Raw genomic sequence first — 21,035 nt, forward strand, 5'->3', positions numbered from 1 at the left:
AATATGGTGGCGATTATAATGATAACTTTTTTACTTAAATCGGTTTTTGCTGGTATCATTACTCATATAGTATTAAACTATGTTAATGGTATTTTAAAATTCAAAGAGAAAATTTATGATAAAATCAATGACATTATCTTAACAAAAATCGTCCTTGCTTTTACTTTAGTAGTGCTTTTTAGCATATTAGTGGGAGGGGCAACGGTAACCATTTCATTTTTTTTAAGCTATAATTTATAGTAGGGGTGATACCAGCGAAACTGTAACCAGGGGCAAAGTAGATATTATATGAACTCTACTTTGTTTTCAAGAATCAAGGGGACGGTTCGTTTGCTTCTTATCGAAATACATAGAGTAGAATGGAATTTATGAAGACAATCACAATACCTAGAACAGCGAGGAGAAAGAGTAAGATAGGAATAAATTATATAATATTTAGAGGAATAAATCATCTGGATATTTTTCTTGAAAAGGATGACTTTGAACAATATATCTGTAGATTAAAAAAGATATCTAAAAATATGAGTTAGAGATATATGCATATTGCCTTATGGCAAAACATGTTCACTTATTAAAGTGAAAGAGAGATGATAATTATAAAGGTGAAAAAAATTGAAGGAGTAACTCAAAGGCAGGCGGCAAGAGTTTTAGGAATATCTCCGAATATAGTTTTTAAGGCAAAATAGATGGAAACAAACGAACTGTCCCCTTGCTTTGGGAAATCTTTTAGATAATGCTATAGAAGCCTGTGAGAAAGTAGCGGCGCCATGGGGACTGTCCCAGTGGCAAAGCAGAAGCTTAAACTTTAAATTACATAACACCAAAAACGACTCTAAAATGAGTCGTTTTTACTTTTTTTGACAATATACATACCAAATACCATGTTTCATCGACCACTTTTATAAAAGCTATTGAAAATATTTGAAAAACGAATAGAATAAAAGACAAATATGGAATTAAATGGTGAAAAATGGAATCAAAGGGACGGTTCGTTTGCTTCCAAACAAAACACATGATATACTAGAGTAAAAAGCCACGAGGAGAATCACAATGCCTAGAACAGCAAGGAAAAAGAGTAAAACAGGAATAAACCATATAATATTTAGAGGAATAAATTATCTAGACATCTTTCTTGAAAAGGATGACTTTGAAGAATATATTTACAGATTAGAAAAGATATCCATGAAATACGAGTTGGAAATATATGCATATTGCCTCATGACAAACCATGTTCACTTATTAATCAAAGAGGGAATAGAAGATATTTCGGCTTCACTAAAAAGACTAGGTACAGGATATGCCCAGTGGTACAATAAAAAATATAGAAGATGTGGACATGTATTTCAAGATAGATTTTTAAATGAACCAGTAGAAGATGATGCATACTTACTAACGGTATCCAGATATATACATATGAACCCCGTAAAGGTAGGAATGACCCAAAAACCAGAGGAGTGGAAATGGAGCAGTTGCAGAGGGTATTATTCTATAGACATACCGAATAGTATACTGAAGAGAGATAAAGTATTAAGCTGCTTTTGTGATGATAGAGAAAAAGCAGTAATGGGATATAAAGAATATATGAAGCAAGAAAATAACGACAAATGTATGGAATATAGAATATCAAAGAAGAGTGATAGTGAGGTATATGAAGCCCTTGCTTGTTTAATGGAAGGGATACCAGTACATAGCCTAATGGCACTGGAAAAAAGAAAAAGAGATATGATAATTGCAAAGGCAAAGAAAATAGAGGGAGTACCCCAAAGGCAGCTAGCAAGAGTTCTAGGAGTATCTCCCAATATAGTTTTTAAGGCAAAATAAATAGAAGCAAACGAACCGTCCCCTTGCTTCGCTGCGAATACTGGAGATATAATACAGGCAGTAAGATATGGGGTCCTTGGTATGCAGGTGAATATGCTGATCCTGATTGGATTAAATTATAGTTATTTAGGAGGATTTTTTTGAATACATATACCATTATAATTCTTAATATTAGTTTATCTACGCTATGGTATAAATTTATAGAGAATAGAATAACCGGAAAAATCCAATATTGGAATTGTAGGTTAAAGCAAATTTTATTGCAATTACCGTCTGTAATTTATGTAATTAATATAAACTTAAAAAATAAAAATTTACGTGAAGTTTCTATTGGAAATAGTTATGTGATGATGACAATATGTCTTCTCATTACAGTATATATGATTTTAAATTATTATAAGAAACACGAATAAATTAAATCATATATGACAAATAGACCCAACAACAGATGCACTATTGTTGGGTCTATTTAAGTGTCATGCCAATAATAGGCATAGAATTCAGTATTTATGTTGTATCTACCCCAACAATCATTTCCCAGTTTCACGATTTCGGAAACTATTAAAATTGCTAAATTATTTTTTATAATAGTATAGATTGTTTTGGGAGGTAATCATGGGGAAGCAATTAACTTTAGTCTTATTCCTCCTATTTTTTTACATACATCACTATCCCATTTCCCTTGATGAAATATACAAAAGTTCTTCTTAGATTCCTTCTATACATTGTTTCAATAATAACACAAATATCTATATGACTTTTAGGTGTGTCAATGCCTACAGCATAACAATCCAGAAGAATTATTTCTTCTGGATTGCAATAAGAAGCTAAGTGACATTAGTCTGCCGTCCCCTTACTTTTGTCCCCTTGCTTTGTAAATTGTACTCCTTGTTTCTGCACATTGTACCTCAAATGTATTTGTTGTATAATATAATATGACATAACAATATTTACCCAATAACCTTAATATATGGGTTTTAATTTGAGAGGTGGAATGTATGAAGAATCCTTTGATTATGACTCCCGGACCTACTTATATCCATGAGGAGGTTAGAAAGGCCCTATCTATGGGAATTACTAATCCTGATTTGGATTTAAATTTCTATGAATTTTATATGGAAACATGTGAGAAATTCCAAGAGTTATTAAACACCAAAAACGAAGTACTTATATTAAGTGGAGAGGGGATATTAGGCCTAGAAGCCGCTTGTGCATCCCTCATAGAACCAGGGGATCGAGTGCTATGCATTGATAACGGTATTTTTGGTAAGGGTTTTGGAGATTTTGCACAGATGTATGGGGCGGAAGTGGTTTATTTTGAATCAGACTATAAAAGAATGGTGGATGTGGAAAAACTGGAAGCGTTATTAGAAAAAGATCATAACTTCAAGATGGTGACACTGGTTCATTGTGAAACTCCATCGGGGATTACTAATCCAATCCACTTGATTTGTCCATTGTTGAAGAAATATGGAATCATATCTGTAGTGGATTCAGTATCTGCTATGGGTGGAGAAAAGCTATTAACCGATGATTGGGGAATTGATATTGTACTTGGAGGTTCACAAAAGTGTTTGTCTTCTACTCCAGGATTAACGATTATGAGTATCAGCCAAGGGGCTTGGAATAAAATATTAAATAGGAAAACGCCAATAACAGGATTTTATTGTAATCTTGCTAATTGGAGAAATTGGTATGAAGAAAAATGGTTTCCATATACACAACCAATAAGTGATATATATGGTTTAAGGGCTGCAGTGGAAATGATACTAAATGAAAAAACTTCGTTAAACAGACATGAGAAGATTGCCAAAGCCGTTAGGAAGGCTTTAACCGAAGGTGGATTAGAGTTATATCCCCTAGATGGTTTTTCTAATACGGTAACTACAGTAAATATCCCAGAAGGGATATCCTATCAACAAATCTTTGAAGGTATGGTTAATGAACATAATATTATGATCGCAGGAGCCTTTGGATTTTTAAAGGATAAGGTTATCAGAATAGGTCATATGGGACAAAATTGCTATGAAGAAAAATTATATTTAACTTTAAAAGCATTAGATCAAGTATTGAGGCAAGTTGGTATAAAGCTTAAAGGAGAATTGCATAAATTATTTGTATCTAATATTGAGGATTAATGATATAAGGCAGTGTTAAAACTTGAAATTCAATACTGACCTTCCCACGTTTATCCTATATATTTAATATCCTATGAATATTCCTGTAACCCATAGTCTTATATGGATCATAGGAATATTTTTTACTTTAGAAGAAAAATGCTATTTATCCTTGTGTATATTATGCAATGAATTTATAAAGTAACAGCTTTTATATCTCTATTTGTAGTTTTTGTATAATTTTTTCTGGGTAAACATATATATAAATAAATTTATATATATTATAATGATAGTATGCAAAGGGAAATCTAGTAAAATTAAGGAGGGAGCATTACATGAATATAAGTTACAATAATCTGGATAAGAATATTTCTTTTGAAGGGGTTATATTACCCTATTTTGAAGATCATTCAGTGAATTATGATGTGTTAGGGATTTTAGATGGTAACAAACTACCCATGGAATACTTAAAGAATAAAGAGTTATTTTCAGGTAAGAAGGATGAGACATATCATTTGTGCTTTTCTAAGGATAATACGGCCTTAGAGGTTGTGCTAATGGGGCTTGGTAAGAAGGAAGAGCTAACGGGACATATTCTTAGAAAGGCAGTGGCTAAAGGCTATAAGGCTTTAAAGAAAAAAAAGGTAGTAAATATAGGTGTGTATTTAGAAGCCGTAAAAGAGGGACTAAAATGCAATTATGCCATGGCTAGGAATACTGCTGAAGCTATTGTTATGGCAGATTATAAATTTGATGCTTACAAAACAGATAGGAAGGAAGAGTTATTAGAAGAGGTTGTACTGCTTTTAAATGACATCGATGAAGAGTTTAAAAATGGTTTTAATGAAGGAATCAGTTTAGGTAATAACAATGTTTTTGCAAGGAAACTTGTCAATGACCCTGCCAATATACTTACACCGGAGGAACTAGCTAATAGAGTAGTTAAGCTTGGAAAAGAAAAGGGTTTTGATACAGAAATCTATGAGCTAGACAAAATCAAGGAATTAAAGATGGAATCATATTTAGCCGTTACTAGGGCATCAGCAAAACCGCCGAAATTTATAATCATGAGATATAATGGAAATCCTGGAGGAGAGACCCTAGGCTTTGTTGGTAAGGGACTTACCTATGATGCAGGTGGACTTTCTATAAAACCAACAAGCGGTATGGTAAATATGAAAAGTGACATGGGAGGTGCCGCTGCGGTCATAGGTGCAATTGGAGCCATTGCAGAAAACAAATTGAAGGTTAATGTAACAGCTGTGGTAGCAGCTTGTGAAAATATGATATCCGGCGATAGCTATAAACCAGGTGATATTATAGGTTCCATGGGAGGTAAGACCATTTTTATAGGCAATACAGATGCAGAGGGTAGACTTACATTAATAGATGCTATGCATTATATTGTTAACCATGAGAAAGTAAATAAAGTAATTGATATTGCAACTCTTACGGGGGCAGCAATACATTGTTTGGGAACTGAAGGTACCGTTAGTATTGGAAATGATGACGATTTCTTTGGGCTGGTAGAGGAAAGCTTTAATAAGGCTGGAGAAAATATATGGAGAATGCCAATCTTTGAAGAATACAAGGAGCTTATTAAACACTCTGAGGCAGATTTAACTAATACCGCGGGTAGTCCAGGGACTATTACAGCAGGTATGTTCATTGGTGAGTTTGCAGGGGACCTGCCTTGGGTTCATCTAGATATCGCTGGAACTGCTATGGCTAAAAAGGAGAAGGCGTATATTTCAAAGGGTGGAACCGGTGTAGCAGTTAGGCCTCTATACTATTTAGCTAAAAAAATTGCTGAGTAAAATCCATAAATTATAATTAAATGATTATTCTAAAAAAGTCCCCATGGAAATTCACATGGGGATTTTTCATTTAATTGGGCAAATTGTATAATTACAATCCTCAAAAACTTACTACTACATATAGTCTTAAATGCCCTGGAGGCATACCACATTTATTATGCAACTTAGCCAAGTTAGAATTATGCAATTTCCTCAATTAATTAAATGAAAAATAAATTTTAATTCTTTGAGGTTTATATTATAATGTTTGTATTGGGCATATGAAAAAATAAACAAGTTGGTTTACGAAGTGATTTTGATTATTTTCTGGGCATTACGTCATGGGCATACTCACTGTATATAAGGGATAAAGTAACGACGGAAGGAATCAAAAAGACGAGTAAGGTGATTAATTTATTTTTTGAATCTATCTTATGTTATAAAACTATAAAATTTTATTATATTTACAGGAATTGAAATATTTATATAGAATAAATAGGATAAGAGAACAATTGTTTTCTGTTCTTAATATGTGTAAAGATGGAGAGAGTGGTATGGAAAAAATATTAACCAAAAAACTCGAAAGACAAAAACGATTTACTGAAGATATATTGGCGGGGATGATAGACCTTGTAAGGGTGGTAGATAAAAATAATAGGATCATATTTATAAATGATCCCATGAAGAATTTGTTGGGAGATGTAAGGGGCGAAATGTGCTATAGAGCCTTGGGAAAGTGTCGTAAATGTGAAACCTGTATAACCGAAACCACTATAAATCATGGTAATATAATTAATAAAGAAGAGATTGTAGGAAATAAGATTTTTTCTGTTGTCAGCTCTCCTATACGTGATGAAAATGGAGAAATATATTGTGCTGTTGAGGTTTTTAGAGATGTCACCGAAAAAAAAGCAATGGAAAAAACCATACTTGAAAAAAATCTCAAAATGAAAAGCGATCTTGATTTCGCAAAGAAAATTCAACAGAGAATAATACCAGAGGATGGAATATATAATGATATGATAAAGATATATTCAGAATATATTCCAAGTGAAATTTTGGGAGGAGACGTTTTCGATATTATAGATATAGATGAAGACAATATAGGTATATATATAGCTGATGTGGCGGGACATGGAGTAACAGCTTCAATGATAACAATGTTCATTAGGCAGACCTTAAAAAACCTAAAAAAGGACGCCCTTGATCCAGTTCATACTCTTAATTATTTGAATTGCAGATATAAAGAATTGAATCTAGATGATAATTATTATCTAACTATATTATATGGCGTATTTAATAAGACCACTTCCACCATAAGGCTCGTAAATGGTGGCCATAATTGTATGCCCATAATTATTAGACAGTATGAAGCCCAAGAAATATTTTTACCGGGACTTCCCATATGTACCCTTTTTGATAAAGTAGAATGTAACGAGTGTAAAATTGAACTCAGCAGTGGAGATAGGGTGCTTTTTTATACCGATGGAATAAGTGAAGCAAGGAATCCTGAAAAAGAAATCTATTCCGAGCGTATTTTAGATATTTGTTTGGAAAATTTAACAGTCTCTAGTGATAAATTAATAGATACTATTATAGACGATGTGAAGGACTTTTCAAATAACAATTTAGATGATGATGTAGCTATAATGATGATGGAAATGTCGTAATTACAAAAGCTGTTTATGGTGTTTTTGTAATATATGTATATCCTCATTTTTCATTCCCATACTTTTTCTATAAAGTTTACTATCATTCCCAATATTTTCATTATTTGACTCGGAAATATTTATATAAGGCATATGGAAAAATAAACTAGTCATCTTACTTGTTTATTTTTTTCATTTGCATAAAACCCCATATTAAGTTAATCTGGGCTAAAACTTAGAACTATAAATACGTATTTGATATATGTTATAATAAAAGCTAGGACACACTGAGTTTTGAGGAGTGAAGATCTTGGCTAAAAGAAGAAAAAGACTAAACAAGACTAGATTTCTAATATTTTTACTAGTAGTTGCTTCTATGATATTTGGAGTAATAAAGTTTACTCAGTTTTTAATCACTACCTTAGGTAATAAAGGTGTTAACTTTAAAAGAGTAAATACAATTGAATATATAAAAAGAAAAGATGAAAACAGAAAAGTCTATATAGAAAGCTTTAATCAATATATTTTTAAATTTGAACAAAAAAAGCTCCATGCATATGACAAAAAGGGGAATATGCTATGGGAAAAGACTTTAGATATTGACAAGGTTATTGTAAAGGGAAATAAGGATAATATAGTGGTTGTCGACTGTTTTGGTGGGAAAATGTATTATATAGATTATGAAGGCGAAATTAAAACAGAACACAACTTTGGAAAAGAAATAATGGATATGAAAATTAATGATAGCGGTTATGCTCTTGTCATGCTTCAAGAGGAAGTAAGTGTATTTAATTCCCATGGAGAATCAATCTCAAATTTTACTATTCCTAATGGAGAGGTTATAGATGGAGATTTATCTCCTGACAATATTACTATAGCACTTACAATATTAGTCGCTGAAGAAAAAAAGTTTTATAGTAATATTTTATTTTATTCACTGGAAGGAAAGGTTTTAGCCGGTAAAAAGTTTGACAATAATGTCATCAATAAAATATTTTTAATTAGTGATAAAAGCTTGCTGGTTTTAAGTGAAAATAGTGTATTGATGCTAACCAGCGAAAATAATATTCTTTGGGAAAAGAAATTTGAAGAGACTTTAAATAGAGGGAAGCTAGAGGATAATGAATTACTTGTATTAAATCTTGTTATGAAAAAAAATACCATAATAGATACAAAGAATAAAAACATTATAGGTGGGCTAGATTTAAATGGTAATATTTTGTATAAAATCCCTGTTGCAGGAGAAGTTCTAGGATTAGATACTATTAATGATCGAATTGGAGTTTTTACAAATAGAACTATATATATAATTGATAAAAAAGGGAATACGATTTTAGAGAAAAAGATTAATAAGGACATAAAAAATATATATTGGATTTCTAAAGAAAATCTCTTGGTAATCTATAAAGACAAACTAGAGGTAATGGAGATTGATTAGTTAAGATACTTATTTTTTCATGGGCCTTATAAAAGCGAATATCCATAGATTAGGGGGACAAACCAATGAATTGGATGGATATAAGTGTAATTATAATCATTGTCATTAGTGGACTAAGGGGATTAAGTATTGGTCTTGTATTATCTTTTTTTAATATAGCTAGTTATATAGTAGCGGGTATTATTGCAAAGCTGTATTACTCCTTTGTGTCTGTACTTATAATAGAAAATACTAATTGGTTTTATAGGATACAGCAATTCATAATCAAAAATATGAAATTTTTAGCAAAGGACAGTCTGCAAAATCAAGGTGCCACCAAGGAGAATATCTTTGAAATGATGAACCTGCCAAAGATATTTGAAAAATTATTTATGAAAAGTGATGCCTTTGCACAGTACAGTGAAGGATCGTTATATAATATCAATATCTATATATCAGAGCTTATAGCTAAGGTGATCATAGATTTATTGAGTATAATAATAATTTTTATAATAGCTAGAATTGCATTAAATATATTAAGCACTGTGTTAAATGGAATAGCGTCACTACCAATTATCAAGCAGTTTAATAGATTGGGGGGACTTATATTTGGATTTATAAAAGGAGTGTTGATTGTTTTTATTCTTGCAGCCATAATGATTCCCATTGTCTCAATTTCTCCAAGTTGTTTTTTGGCCAATGCTTTGGAAAACTCAATCATAGCTAAATCCTATTATGATCACAATGTCCTTTTATACATGGTTAAAAGTATTGTAACCTATGGTGGAAGTCAAATGGTGAATAGCTTTTAGGTTTTAGTTTGTATAAAAAAATTTTATGCAAAGGTGTTAGATATAAATAAATATTATAATAATAATTTTAAAAAACGATTATGTGATACTGGATTTAAGTATTATAATAATCATATGAACACAAAATAAGGAGGATAATACTATGAAATTTGAAGTAGATGCAAGGGGGATGCAGTGCCCTAAACCAGTTATAGAAACAAAAAAAGCAATGGAAAAAGTAAATGAAGGTACTATAATTACTATAGTTGATAATGAAATAGCAAAGGAAAATGTATCTAAGTTAGCTAAAAGCCTAAGCTATGATGTAAATGTACAGGAAGTAGATGGAGAATATCATGTAAATATTTATAAAGGGATTTTGGAAAATGACTTTATTCCAAAGGATATGAGTTCAACTAGAGATTTGGCAATATTAATAGGTAAAGATACTATGGGCGAGGGATCAGAGGAGCTTGGGAATGTCCTTATGAAGGGGTATTTTTATACACTAACTGAAGCTAAACCATATCCTAAGTCAATACTATTTATAAATAGTGCAGTTAAGCTTACTACAGAGGGATCAGAAGTGATAGATCATATAAGAAAGCTTGAAGGAGAAGGTGTAGAAATTCTTTCATGTGGTACATGTTTGGATTATTTTAACCTAAAGGATAAACTAGTAGTAGGTGGAGTTTCTAATATGTACACCATAGTAGAAAAGATGAATGATGCAAAAAATACTATTAGAATTTAGAAGGAGTAATTAGATTGGAAAAAGAATTTTATGTCATAGCTTTTGAATCTACCCATTATGCGATTATGGTTGAAAAGAAATTAAAGGATAACTATAATATTCAAACTATACCCACGCCCCGTGAAATCACTGCAAGCTGTGGATTATCAATAAAGTTTCAAGGGGAAAGCTTAGATGGAATTATAGAAGAACTAATTAGCCAAGAGATTAATAGGGATATGTTGAATATATACAGAATAGAAAGAACTGCTAACCATAAAAAAGCTGAAAAAATAAATTGGGGGTAATAGATTTTGGATACAAAAGTAAAACAAGTGTTTTCGACCCTAACTACAAAATTTAGTGAAAGTTTAAAAGCCTTTACGGATCCAGAGAAGCTATCGAATATATTAAGTGACATAATCATAATAATAGTCATATTGGTAGGTACTAAGATAGCTATTAAAATTATTAAAGCATTGATTGATAAATTTTTTGCTGAAAAGGACAAATTTAAGCTAAGGCTTGAGGAAAATAGGGTCAACACCTTAAAAAGTATATTAAAAAGCTTAGTGACATATATTATTTACTTTGTTTCATATGCTTCTATATTTGAGATTATGGGCATCCCTATTAAGGCACTGATAACTGCGGCTGGAATAGGAGGACTTGCTATAGGCTTTGGTGCCCAAAACCTTGTTAAGGATATTATTACAGGCTTCTTTATATTATTTGAAGACCAATTTGGAGTAGGGGATTATATTGAAGTAGATGGGAAAACCGGTGTTGTAGAAGAGATGGCACTGAGGATAACAAAAATAAGAGATTTTAGTGGAGATCTTCATATAATTCCTAACGGTGCTATTAATAAGGTCACTAACAGATGCAGGGGTAATATGAGGGCAAAGGTAGATATGAGTATAGCCTATGAAGAAAATATCGAAAGGGCTATAGAGGTTTTAAATAAAGCTAGTAAGCAGATAAAGTCAGAGAGTGATGATATCATCGAGGGGCCTATAGTTCTAGGAGTTACAGAATTTGGAGAGTCCGATGTTGTTATAACAATAATATCTAAAGTGAAACCAATGTCCCAATGGGCAGTTGAAAGGCTTATGAGAAAGAGATTTAAGGAAGCCTTTGATATGGAAGCTATAGAGATACCTTATCCAAAGAGAGTGATTTATAATCAGGCTATGGATACTTAGAACTTATAATTATAAATGTATCCATCTGATGGTGCATTTGACCTTAGGAGGTTTATATTCTATGCCAATGGATTTAAAAGTAGGGGATATAGTTGAGACCAGAAAACAACATCCCTGTGGCAATAATAGATTTGAAATAATGAGAACGGGAATGGATTTTAGAGTTAGGTGTTTAAAGTGTAATAAACAGATTTGGATAGCTAGGGCCAAGCTTGAAAAAAGAATAAAAAAAGTGGAAAAAGAGAATGAATAAGGTATGTAAAAAAATAAACAAGTCAGATTACGAAGTGATTTTGATTGTTTTCTAAATACTCAATTGCGAGGATATTCATTGTAGGTAAGGAATTGAGTAACGAAGAAAAAAATCAAAAGCACGAGTAAGACGACTAGTTTATTTTTTGAATCTGCCTAAAGTATAATAAAATTTACAATCTTCAAGGAGTCATAAATACCATTTCAAAAAAATTCAATATTTACAAAAAAATGAAAATTATCTGCAAACCCTATATGAAAAATGCTATAATATAATTAGTGGGTCAACCCTTTTCCCGATATTCAATAGATTTTGGAGGTGCTTTTTATAATGGCAATAAAGTATTCTGATCGTATGGAGGGTATTAAGGCTTCGGAAATCCGTGAGCTATTGAAGCTTACTGTTAGACCAGAGGTTATATCCTTTGCAGGTGGATTACCGGCACCAGAAGTATTTCCTGTTGAAGAAATGAAGAAGGTGTCCTTAAAGGTTCTAGAAGAAAGTGGACAGCAAGCACTTCAGTATAGTCCTACAGAGGGATTCCCTCCTTTAAGAGAAAAGATTGCTAAAAGAATGGAGCAGGTTGGTGTTTTTACAGCCCCAGATAATATTCTGATTACAAATGGTTCCCAACAAGGACTTGATTTCAGTGGTAAAATATTTTTAAATCCCGATGATATTGTTATTGTTGAGAGTCCAAGCTATTTAGGAGCAATAAACGCTTTTAAAGCATATCAATGTAAATTCCTTGAAATACCAACAGATGATGATGGAATGATCATAGAAGAGTTAGAAAAGGCCCTTAAGGCCAATGAGAATATCAAGATGATTTATGTAATTCCAGATTTCCAAAATCCATCGGGAAGAACATGGTCATTAGATAGACGTAAGAGACTTATAGAGATAGCAAATAAATATGATTTACCTGTTGTGGAAGACAATCCATATGGAGAATTAAGATTTGAGGGTAAAAGATTGCCTTCAATCAAGTCTCTGGATACAGAGGGTAGAGTAATATTCCTTGGTACATTTTCTAAAACATTTTGTCCTGGACTTAGGATAGGTTGGGTATGTGCCAGTGATGAAGTACTAAATAAGTATATCCTAGTTAAGCAAGGTGCAGACCTTCAAAGTAACTCTATGTCACAAAGAGAACTGGATGCTTTCCTGGAGGTGTATGATTTAGACGAGCATATAGAAAAAATCAAGAAGTTATATAAGGGTCGTCGTGATCTTATGCTCAAAACAATGAAAGAGCATTTTCCAGAGGAAGTAAAATATACTCATCCAGAGGGTGGATTATTTACTTGGGCTGTATTACCTGAGCATATAAATACAAGGGAACTTATGCAAAAGGCCCTTAAAAGAAACGTCGCATTTGTGCCAGGAGGCTCCTTCTTTCCCAATGGGGGTAATGAGAACACAATGCGTATCAATTACTCTAATATGCCTGAGGAGAGAATCGTTGAAGGTATTATAATATTAGGGGAAGTTATTAAAGAAGCCTTAAGTATAAAATAAAGCAATTAAAAGCTGTACCCTTTGGTGCAGCTTTTTGGTAATTTTCAACAAAAATATATAATTATATTTTTGTTGTTGAATAAATTGTAATCTAATGATATAATCTAAAGTTGTGAATATAAAACATATTCTCTCTGCTCTGCTTGAGTAGGGCCACAAAGACCATAGGGAGGTGTAAAAGATGAGAAAGTATGAAGCGATGTTCATATTAAGACCAGATCTTGAAGAAGAAAAGAGAAATGAGTTAATCGAAAAATTTAAAACAATCATTTCAAATGATGGTGAAGTTGAAGAGTTTAACGAGTGGGGCTTAAAAAAGTTAGCCTATGAGATTAACAAGCTTAAAGAGGGCTATTATGTACTAGCTAATTTCAAAGCAAATACAGATTTGCCTAAGGAATTAGAAAGAAATTTCAGAATTTCAGACGATGTTATCAGATATATGGTTATCAATTTAGAGGCGAAATAAAAAGTGTAAAAACAATAAGGTGGGGATTAAATGAATAGTGTAGTTTTAATTGGAAGACTTACCAGAGATCCTGAGCTTCGCTTTACAGCAGGTAGCGGTAAAGCAGTTGCCACCTTTTCTATTGCAGTGGATAGACCATTTTCTAAGAATAATGAAGCAGATTTTTTCAGAATAGTTGTTTGGGGAAAAACAGGTGAAAACTGTGCCAATTATTTAGCAAAAGGCAGATTGGTTGGTGTACAGGGTAGACTTCAAAATAATAATTATCAGACTAATACAGGCGAAAAAAGATATTCAACTGAAGTTGTTGCAGATAGAGTAGAATTTCTAGAATGGGGAAATAAAAGAGAAAATAATAATTTAGATCCCCAATTCCCAGACTTCAATGATGGTGCAGATGGATTTCAAGCTATAGAGGACGATGATGACGTTCCATTCTAGGACAAGGAGGGGAAATTAGTGAGAAGAGGAAGAAAGAGAAAAAAGATTTGTAGCTTTTGTGCTAACAAAGTTAAAGAAATAGATTATAAAGATACTAAGTTTTTACAAAAGTATGTAACTGATAGAGGTAAAATTCTTCCAAGAAGAATAACTGGTAACTGTGCGCATCACCAAAGACAGTTAACTACAGCTATCAAAAGATCAAGAATTATGGCATTATTACCATTTACAGTTGGTGAATAAAAGAGATATACAAAAGAGGAGCAATATATTGCTTCTCTTTTTTTATATCAAGGAAATTAATAGATTTTATGGTAATAGCAAATATTACCATAAAGGTGTGGTATAATAGTAAAAACTAGGTTATATCATGGAATTGATATAATTTTGGATTATATATACATATCCCATGTATATTTGTTATAATGTATTAGGGAGGGAATAGTATGTCCTTTGGTGATAATGGTATAGATATTACAAAAAATATAAAGATAATAGAATGGCTAAAGAGTGAGCTGCTTTCTTCTATAGCGTCATTATTTGAGCTGCTAGTTAGAGGAATCAAGGGGAAGCAGGAAGCTATAGCTGATATCCTTGCTAATATTATTTTAGTTACCTATGTATTGGGAAGAAGACTGGGTATAAGCTATTCCAATTTGGATATGCGTGTCGATGATAAAATTAAACTAGGGGTTTTAGAAGATCATAAGGTTGAGAGCTGGTTCGGAGATCTATCAAGCTTAAAAAAACATATGGATAGAAATAGTAAATAATAGAAGCTTAGGGAGTGAATATATTTGAATACACGAAACAAAACTAGTGCAATGGTTGAATCAGCCTTGATAACAGCAATAGCCGTTATTTTCACTTTAGTCAGTATGTATATACCTGTTTTAAATGTATTATTAATGTTTCTACCGGCTCCTTTCATCGTAATTGGGGCAAAAAATGGATTGAAATATAACATACTGTCACTTATAGCAGCGGGGATCATGATAGGTACTTTTACAGGACCATTAAGAGCAGTGATATTTTTAGGAACCACTGGATTATCTTCGGCTTTTATGGGATATATGATTCAGAAAAAAAATTCATCCAATTTGATAATTCTTGTTGGAACTATTGCATCCATAGTAGGCATGATAATTAACTTTGCATTGATGCCTAAAATCTTTGGCTTCGGGCCTTTAGAAGCCTTAGAAAATACATTTGTTCAGGCTAGGGAAATGTATAAAGGATTCTCCGGATTTCCTGGTATAGATCCTGCCCAGCTGGATCAAGTTTTGAATGTTCTAGATCAAATGAAAAAGCTTGCTTTATTAGTATTCCCGTCTAGTATAATTGTTGCATCTGTAGTAACAACATATATAAACTATATTGCTTCAGGGGCCATTTTAAGAAGGACAGGCTTTGATATACGAAAGCCAAATAAATTATCCCATTTTAGGCTGCCGGCCAATTTTATGATGGGATCATTGGTAATAGTACTTTTGACTTATTTAGCAAATAGATTTAATATTGTCAAATCTGTTGCTTTAAATTTTAATATGATGCTTTTATTCCAAGAGATTTTTACACTACAAGGACTTGCAGTTGCTAGTTTCTTTTTGGAAAAAAATAATTTGGGTAATGGATTGAGAAGAACCATTTTAGTATTTGCCTATATTATACCGATTACAAGGGGTATTTCATTTTTCATGGGACTAACTGATGTTGTGCTTAATATAAGAAAACTTGAGAGCTAAGTTTGGAGTGTAATTATGAATAATAAAAGATTTCTTAAAATCTTGATGCCCGATACTAGGATTTATCTATGGATTATTGTGGTATTGGTTATGATTATATTTATTTATAATCCATATGTGGGAGCTTGTGGGATAGTTTTAATGGTATATCTAATTTATCATAATTGGAAATCCAATCATATACGTAAAAATAAATGGAAGAAGTATATTGAGAATTTATCTACAGAGATTGATTCAGTAGCAAGGTATTCCTTACTTAATTTACCCATACCCTTAACCATAGTAGAATTTGATGGAAATATATCATGGTATAATTCAAAATTTATCGATATGATGGAAGAGAAGGATATATTGGATAAAAATATAGAGGATATTGTACCTGCCATTGAGATCAATAAGCTTTTAGAAGAAGAAAAGGAAAAAATCAAAGATATAAAAATCAAGGATAAAATCTATCAAGTTCGTTACAATGTAGTAAAGCTCGATAATGAAAATGAGGAAAGATATATTATAATGTTGTATTGGATAGAAAATACTAATTTTTATAATCTAAAGACAAAGTATAATAATGAAAAACCCAATATAGCATTTATCCAGGTAGATAATTATGATGATGTTTTGAAAAAAACTGAGGAAGAATATAGACCTTTAGTTACTGCGGAAATAGATAGAAACATAAATTTATGGGTTTCAAGAATGAATGGATTAGTAAAAAAATATCAAAAAGATAAATATGTAGTTGTTTTTGAAAATAGATATCTTGATAATTTAGAGGCAAAAAAATTTACAATATTAGATGATATAAGGGAGCTTGATCTAGGAAATGAAATTCCACCAACACTAAGCATAGGTGTTGGTGTTAATGGGAAAAATTTAAGCCGTTTAGAAGAATTTGCGTCATCGGCTTTGGAATTAGCCTTAGGTAGAGGTGGAGATCAAGCTGTAGTTAGAAAGATAGATGCCTTTGAATTTTATGGTGGAAAAACTAAAGCAGTAGAAAAAAGAAATAAGGTGAAGGCCAGAATAATTGCCCATGCTTTGAGACAATTAATTGATCAAAGTAACAAGGTAATAATAATGGGTCATCAGTCTCCTGATATGGATAGCTTTGGTGCAGCAATAGGAGTATATAGGGCTGTAATCAATAGAGGGAAAAAGCCATACATAGTTATAAATGGAGTAAATGCAGCTATTGAAAATGTATACAATAAATTTAAAGGTAATGAAGAATATAAGTTTATAAGCAGTGATGAGGCCCTAGAGATTTTTGGTGAGAAGGATTTGATTGTGGTAGTAGATACCCATAGACCTAGCTTTACTGAGTGTCCAAGGCTCATAGATAACAGTGATAGAATAGTTCTTATAGACCACCATAGAAGGGGAACAGAGTTTATAGAAGATACGGTTCTTACCTATTTAGAACCCTATGCATCATCGACCTGTGAGCTTGTTACAGAGATTCTTCAATATATGGAAGCTAAAATAAATTTGGAAAAAATAGAAGCCGAGGCAATGCTAGGTGGAATAACTGTTGATACCAAGAATTTTGCCCTTAAAACCGGTGTAAGAACCTTTGAGGCGGCTTCCCTATTAAGAAGAGCTGGGGCAGATACCACAGAGGTAAGGCAGTTGTTTCAAGATGATCTAACTACATTTATAGCTAAGGCAAATGTGGTTAGAAATGCACAAATAGTTAAGGACAGTATAGCTATATCAGTATGCGATGAGAATATTAAGAATCCTCAATTAGTAGTTGCTCAAGGTGCAGACGAGCTTTTAAATATAAGAGGGATAAATACATCCTTTGTAATTGGAACTAAAGAAGATAATATAGTATTTATAAGTGGAAGATCTTTAGGTGAAATAAATGTACAAAGGATATTAGAAAAATTAGGGGGTGGAGGACATCTTACTGTAGCTGGGGCACAGCTAAAGGATGTGACCACCTATGAAGCAAAGAATATGCTAATAAATGTGATTGAAGAATACTTGGAGGAAGGTGAGAAGTAATGAAGGTAATATTACTAAAGGATATCAAAGGAACAGGGAAAAAGGGAGATGTCATCAATACAAGCGATGGACACGCAAGAAATTACTTGATTCCAAGGGGCTTGGCTAAAGAAGCAACCCAAGGTAACATAAAAAGTCTTAAAGCTCAGAAGGCATCTGAAAAGAAGAGACAAGATAATGAAGTAAATGAGGCAAAACAGCTGGCTGAAAAGATTTCTAATATAACGCTTAAATTTAAGAGTAAAGCAGGAGATGGGGGTAAGCTCTTTGGATCAATAACCACTAAGGATATAGCTGCTAAATTAAAAAAGGATCATAAAATAAATATTGATAAGAGAAAAATGGTTTTAGATGGACATATAAAGGAGCTAGGAGCCATATATGTGGAAGTAAAGGTTTATCCGGAAATAAGTGCAAAGATGAAGATTGAAGTTACAGCTGAATAAAAAAGTAAAAATTACATGATAATTCGATAATATTGTAAAAATTACATAGAAATAGACCTAATGAATTAAATCAATTCATTAGGTCTATTTCTATTGTATTGATTTTAAAGGAATTTAGAAACTTATGGACTTTTAAGGATTTTGGTACAATTCTTGCTACTTATTTTAAGTAATAGATATCATAAAGAATTATAGGGATTTTATATAATTATGTTTGGAGGGAAAGGATGGTGGATCTAATCTTATTTAAAACTGAAAATTATCGATTAGTAGTCAAACAATCGGATATATTGTTGGTCTTAAGCAAAAAGGAAAAGTTTTCAAATGACCAACAAAAAATAAAAACTTTTAATGAGATACGGGATATTCGACCTATAAATAGGGAATATTCAAATGCCACACAATTTATATACTTTGATGGAGATCAGCAATTAGAATGCTTGGGTGTTTCTGATATCCAATATTTTGAAGACTTCAATGAAGATGATATAGTTCATTTTCCAGAAAATGAAAGTCGTGATGGTATCATAGGGTTCATAAATACAGGAAAAGACATAGTACCCATTATAGATATTTTAAGCTTCTCATTTCGATGGATAAACAAATCAAAGGGCTATAACTATGGGTCAGTGGAATCTTCTTTAATAAGGGAATAATATTATTACTAATTCTATCTAATGGATATCTAATAGGTTTTTATAGGAGGAGAGCATAATATGAGATTAAAATTACAGGGTAAATTGCTTTTTATAATTATAGCATTACAATTAATATTTGGTGTAGTAACAATAGTGGCGGCAAAGAATGAAATAACAAATGCTGCAATTTATGAACTTAATAAAAAGCTCGATGGAGATTTAAATCTAGGCTATAGCTTGCTTGATAATAAATATCCAGGAGATTGGATGATAAAGGATGAAAAGCTTTATAAGGGCGATATATTAATTGGAGATGGAACACTAGAAAATGGAAATTTTGAAATCGTAGACGAAGTATTAGAAAAAACTAATTCAGTTGCAACAATATTTATGAAGAATGAAAATGTCAAATTAGAAAATAAAGATGGATATACGGAGGCTCCCTATGTAAGGGTATCGACAAATGTAAAAAAATCCGATGGTAGCAGGGCCGTGGGGACAAATCTTTCTGAAAAGGTTGCAAATAACATTGAACAAGGAGAACATTATACAGGGGAAGCAAATGTGGCAGACAAAATATATGAAACCAAATATAAACCTATTAAGAATAAAAAGGGAGAAGTTCTTGGTATATGGTTCGTTGGGGTAGAGAAAGATGACATTGACCAAGGAGTAGGTAAAATGATCTTTCGTTTTGCCATCATTAGTATGGTCTTTATCCTCATAGGTACCATTATTTCTACAGCATTTATTAGAAATATGGTAAAGAAGATAAAAAATATAGTATCTACAATGGCAGAGGTGGAGAAAAAGAATCTAAATGCTTATTGTGAGGTGAAATCAAATGATGAGATAGGTGATATTGCATTAAGCTTAAATAATCTCACAAAAACATTTAGAAACTTAATACAAACCTTTAGCAATTCATCTAGAACGGTAACCGAAACTTCGGGTTTGCTATCGGATATTACTGGTCAGACAGTGACCGCCATAGATGAAGTGGCAAGGGCAATAGAAGAAATCGCTAAGGGCGCTGGAGAACAGGCGAGGGATATGGAGGATAGCACCTATAAAATAAGTGGGTTAGCAAGTGAGATAGAGACTGTGGCAAAGTCGGCTAAACAAATGAATGATATATCCGATGAAGCAAATGAAATTAGTAATAGTGGAATAAAAATAGTGGAGACCTTAACACAGAAATCAAAGGAAACTAATGATGCTACAATGAAGGTAAGTGGTAGTATATTAGAGGTAGATGCAAAGGCTCAAGAAATAGAGAGTATTATAGGAACTATCGGTCAAATAGCTCAGCAAACAAATCTGCTTGCCCTAAATGCATCTATTGAAGCAGCTAGAGCCGGTGAATATGGTAGAGGATTCTCTGTTGTTGCAGAGGAAATTGGGAGCCTTGCTAAGCAATCGGAGCAGTCTGTAAATGATATCAATAATATTATAGAAGGAATACAAACACAGTCTAAAACTGCTGTAGATACAATGACCGAGGCAAAGGATATCGTAGAAGAGAATAATAAAATAGTCGATGAAGTTGGAGCAATGTTTAATAATATAATTCATTCTGTAAAAAGACTAACTGAAAAAATTAGTGAAATAGAAAAATATAGTGAAAGCATGAACTATAGTAAGGATGAAATCGTGGGTATAATAGAAAATTTATCGGCTATATCTGAGGAAACTTCAGCCTCTACCCAAGAAATTTCAGCATCCACAGAAGAACAGGTGGCTTCTATACAAGAGATCGCATCATCAAGCCACAATTTAGCAGAAATGGTTAAGGGACTAGAAAGGGAAATAAATCAATTTAAGTTGTAATATTTACTTACAAAAAATAAACCAGTCATCCCACCGGTTCTTTGGATTATTTTCTAAAGCCAGTACAAATTAGTACTGGCTTTTTTGTGAGTCTAAAATTATAAATAGAAAAAATGGGTAATTATCATTAGTTACTATAACAAAGTATTAATA

22 protein-coding genes are annotated in these 21,035 nt (G+C 32.3%); all 22 read left to right on the forward strand.

Annotated elements, in window-relative coordinates:
- Positions 1 to 18: 18 nt before the first annotated feature.
- The 22 genes from N4A68_14800 to N4A68_14905 all read left to right on the forward strand — a co-directional run bounded on the left by N4A68_14800 (position 19) and on the right by N4A68_14905 (position 20,882).
- Positions 19 to 240 carry a hypothetical protein gene (locus N4A68_14800; GenBank protein ID MCT4565565.1) on the forward strand — a complete coding sequence of 74 codons (222 nt, stop codon included), beginning with the start codon at positions 19 to 21 and terminating at the stop codon, positions 238 to 240.
- A gap of 128 nt (positions 241 to 368) precedes the next feature.
- Entirely contained in the window at positions 369 to 530 is a 162-nt protein-coding gene (locus N4A68_14805) for a hypothetical protein (GenBank protein MCT4565566.1), read from the forward strand.
- A 520-nt stretch (positions 531 to 1,050) separates the two neighbouring features.
- On the forward strand, positions 1,051 to 1,821 hold the full coding sequence (locus N4A68_14810) for a transposase (GenBank protein MCT4565567.1): 771 nt from the start codon (positions 1,051 to 1,053) through the stop codon (positions 1,819 to 1,821).
- 998 nt (positions 1,822 to 2,819) lie between these two features.
- Positions 2,820 to 3,959, forward strand: coding sequence for an alanine--glyoxylate aminotransferase family protein (locus N4A68_14815; protein ID MCT4565568.1), 1,140 nt, complete (start codon positions 2,820 to 2,822; stop codon positions 3,957 to 3,959).
- Positions 3,960 to 4,273: 314 nt separating this feature from the next.
- The gene (locus tag N4A68_14820) at positions 4,274 to 5,755 is read left to right on the forward strand and encodes a leucyl aminopeptidase (GenBank protein ID MCT4565569.1); all 1,482 of its coding nucleotides are present in this window, start codon (positions 4,274 to 4,276) and stop codon (positions 5,753 to 5,755) included.
- A 533-nt stretch (positions 5,756 to 6,288) separates the two neighbouring features.
- Positions 6,289 to 7,404, forward strand: coding sequence for a SpoIIE family protein phosphatase (locus N4A68_14825; GenBank protein MCT4565570.1), 1,116 nt, complete (start codon positions 6,289 to 6,291; stop codon positions 7,402 to 7,404).
- Between the two features lie 289 nt (positions 7,405 to 7,693).
- Positions 7,694 to 8,821, forward strand: coding sequence for a DUF5711 family protein (locus tag N4A68_14830; GenBank protein ID MCT4565571.1), 1,128 nt, complete (start codon positions 7,694 to 7,696; stop codon positions 8,819 to 8,821).
- Between the two features lie 65 nt (positions 8,822 to 8,886).
- On the forward strand, positions 8,887 to 9,612 hold the full coding sequence (locus N4A68_14835; protein ID MCT4565572.1) for a CvpA family protein: 726 nt from the start codon (positions 8,887 to 8,889) through the stop codon (positions 9,610 to 9,612).
- A gap of 142 nt (positions 9,613 to 9,754) precedes the next feature.
- Positions 9,755 to 10,345, forward strand: coding sequence for a sulfurtransferase-like selenium metabolism protein YedF (yedF, locus tag N4A68_14840; GenBank protein MCT4565573.1), 591 nt, complete (start codon positions 9,755 to 9,757; stop codon positions 10,343 to 10,345).
- A 14-nt stretch (positions 10,346 to 10,359) separates the two neighbouring features.
- The gene (locus tag N4A68_14845) at positions 10,360 to 10,632 is read left to right on the forward strand and encodes a DUF3343 domain-containing protein (GenBank protein ID MCT4565574.1); all 273 of its coding nucleotides are present in this window, start codon (positions 10,360 to 10,362) and stop codon (positions 10,630 to 10,632) included.
- Between the two features lie 6 nt (positions 10,633 to 10,638).
- Positions 10,639 to 11,529, forward strand: coding sequence for a mechanosensitive ion channel family protein (locus N4A68_14850; GenBank protein ID MCT4565575.1), 891 nt, complete (start codon positions 10,639 to 10,641; stop codon positions 11,527 to 11,529).
- A gap of 61 nt (positions 11,530 to 11,590) precedes the next feature.
- Positions 11,591 to 11,782, forward strand: a complete 192-nt coding sequence (locus N4A68_14855; protein ID MCT4565576.1) for a DUF951 domain-containing protein — start codon at positions 11,591 to 11,593, stop codon at positions 11,780 to 11,782.
- Between the two features lie 330 nt (positions 11,783 to 12,112).
- Positions 12,113 to 13,303 (forward strand): PLP-dependent aminotransferase family protein, encoded by a 1,191-nt coding sequence (locus N4A68_14860; GenBank protein MCT4565577.1) that lies wholly within the window; start codon positions 12,113 to 12,115, stop codon positions 13,301 to 13,303.
- A 181-nt stretch (positions 13,304 to 13,484) separates the two neighbouring features.
- Positions 13,485 to 13,772, forward strand: coding sequence for a 30S ribosomal protein S6 (rpsF, locus tag N4A68_14865; protein MCT4565578.1), 288 nt, complete (start codon positions 13,485 to 13,487; stop codon positions 13,770 to 13,772).
- A gap of 30 nt (positions 13,773 to 13,802) precedes the next feature.
- Positions 13,803 to 14,213 (forward strand): single-stranded DNA-binding protein, encoded by a 411-nt coding sequence (locus tag N4A68_14870; GenBank protein MCT4565579.1) that lies wholly within the window; start codon positions 13,803 to 13,805, stop codon positions 14,211 to 14,213.
- A gap of 18 nt (positions 14,214 to 14,231) precedes the next feature.
- Positions 14,232 to 14,456, forward strand: coding sequence for a 30S ribosomal protein S18 (gene rpsR, locus N4A68_14875; GenBank protein ID MCT4565580.1), 225 nt, complete (start codon positions 14,232 to 14,234; stop codon positions 14,454 to 14,456).
- 203 nt (positions 14,457 to 14,659) lie between these two features.
- Positions 14,660 to 14,986 (forward strand): MazG-like family protein, encoded by a 327-nt coding sequence (locus N4A68_14880; GenBank protein MCT4565581.1) that lies wholly within the window; start codon positions 14,660 to 14,662, stop codon positions 14,984 to 14,986.
- A gap of 24 nt (positions 14,987 to 15,010) precedes the next feature.
- Positions 15,011 to 15,958: a YybS family protein gene (locus N4A68_14885; GenBank protein ID MCT4565582.1), complete on the forward strand. Its 948-nt coding sequence runs from the start codon at positions 15,011 to 15,013 to the stop codon at positions 15,956 to 15,958.
- 15 nt (positions 15,959 to 15,973) lie between these two features.
- A complete protein-coding gene (locus N4A68_14890) occupies positions 15,974 to 17,968 on the forward strand; it encodes a DHH family phosphoesterase (GenBank protein MCT4565583.1) in 1,995 nt (664 codons plus the stop codon).
- A complete protein-coding gene (gene rplI / locus N4A68_14895; GenBank protein ID MCT4565584.1) occupies positions 17,968 to 18,414 on the forward strand; it encodes a 50S ribosomal protein L9 in 447 nt (148 codons plus the stop codon). Before N4A68_14890 ends, rplI begins: the two co-directional genes overlap by 1 nt.
- A 227-nt stretch (positions 18,415 to 18,641) precedes the next feature.
- Positions 18,642 to 19,070, forward strand: coding sequence for a hypothetical protein (locus tag N4A68_14900; GenBank protein ID MCT4565585.1), 429 nt, complete (start codon positions 18,642 to 18,644; stop codon positions 19,068 to 19,070).
- A gap of 60 nt (positions 19,071 to 19,130) precedes the next feature.
- The gene (locus tag N4A68_14905; GenBank protein ID MCT4565586.1) at positions 19,131 to 20,882 is read left to right on the forward strand and encodes a methyl-accepting chemotaxis protein; all 1,752 of its coding nucleotides are present in this window, start codon (positions 19,131 to 19,133) and stop codon (positions 20,880 to 20,882) included.
- Positions 20,883 to 21,035: the final 153 nt, after the last annotated feature.

This window comes from Maledivibacter sp. (assembly GCA_025210375.1).
GTDB lineage: Bacteria > Bacillota > Clostridia > Peptostreptococcales > Caminicellaceae > JAOASB01.

Coding starts and splice junctions, on each gene's coding strand:
- N4A68_14900 (MCT4565585.1), top strand. CDS start 18,642: ATGGTGGATCTAATCTTATTTAAAACTGAAAATTATCGATTAGTAGTC.
- N4A68_14855 (MCT4565576.1), top strand. CDS start 11,591: ATGCCAATGGATTTAAAAGTAGGGGATATAGTTGAGACCAGAAAACAA.
- N4A68_14810 (MCT4565567.1), top strand. CDS start 1,051: ATGCCTAGAACAGCAAGGAAAAAGAGTAAAACAGGAATAAACCATATA.
- N4A68_14825 (MCT4565570.1), top strand. CDS start 6,289: ATGGAAAAAATATTAACCAAAAAACTCGAAAGACAAAAACGATTTACT.
- rpsF (MCT4565578.1), top strand. CDS start 13,485: ATGAGAAAGTATGAAGCGATGTTCATATTAAGACCAGATCTTGAAGAA.
- yedF (MCT4565573.1), top strand. CDS start 9,755: ATGAAATTTGAAGTAGATGCAAGGGGGATGCAGTGCCCTAAACCAGTT.
- N4A68_14805 (MCT4565566.1), top strand. CDS start 369: ATGAAGACAATCACAATACCTAGAACAGCGAGGAGAAAGAGTAAGATA.
- N4A68_14905 (MCT4565586.1), top strand. CDS start 19,131: ATGAGATTAAAATTACAGGGTAAATTGCTTTTTATAATTATAGCATTA.
- N4A68_14800 (MCT4565565.1), top strand. CDS start 19: ATGATAACTTTTTTACTTAAATCGGTTTTTGCTGGTATCATTACTCAT.
- N4A68_14860 (MCT4565577.1), top strand. CDS start 12,113: ATGGCAATAAAGTATTCTGATCGTATGGAGGGTATTAAGGCTTCGGAA.
- rplI (MCT4565584.1), top strand. CDS start 17,968: ATGAAGGTAATATTACTAAAGGATATCAAAGGAACAGGGAAAAAGGGA.
- N4A68_14890 (MCT4565583.1), top strand. CDS start 15,974: ATGAATAATAAAAGATTTCTTAAAATCTTGATGCCCGATACTAGGATT.
- N4A68_14880 (MCT4565581.1), top strand. CDS start 14,660: ATGTCCTTTGGTGATAATGGTATAGATATTACAAAAAATATAAAGATA.
- N4A68_14870 (MCT4565579.1), top strand. CDS start 13,803: ATGAATAGTGTAGTTTTAATTGGAAGACTTACCAGAGATCCTGAGCTT.
- N4A68_14835 (MCT4565572.1), top strand. CDS start 8,887: ATGAATTGGATGGATATAAGTGTAATTATAATCATTGTCATTAGTGGA.
- N4A68_14815 (MCT4565568.1), top strand. CDS start 2,820: ATGAAGAATCCTTTGATTATGACTCCCGGACCTACTTATATCCATGAG.
- N4A68_14820 (MCT4565569.1), top strand. CDS start 4,274: ATGAATATAAGTTACAATAATCTGGATAAGAATATTTCTTTTGAAGGG.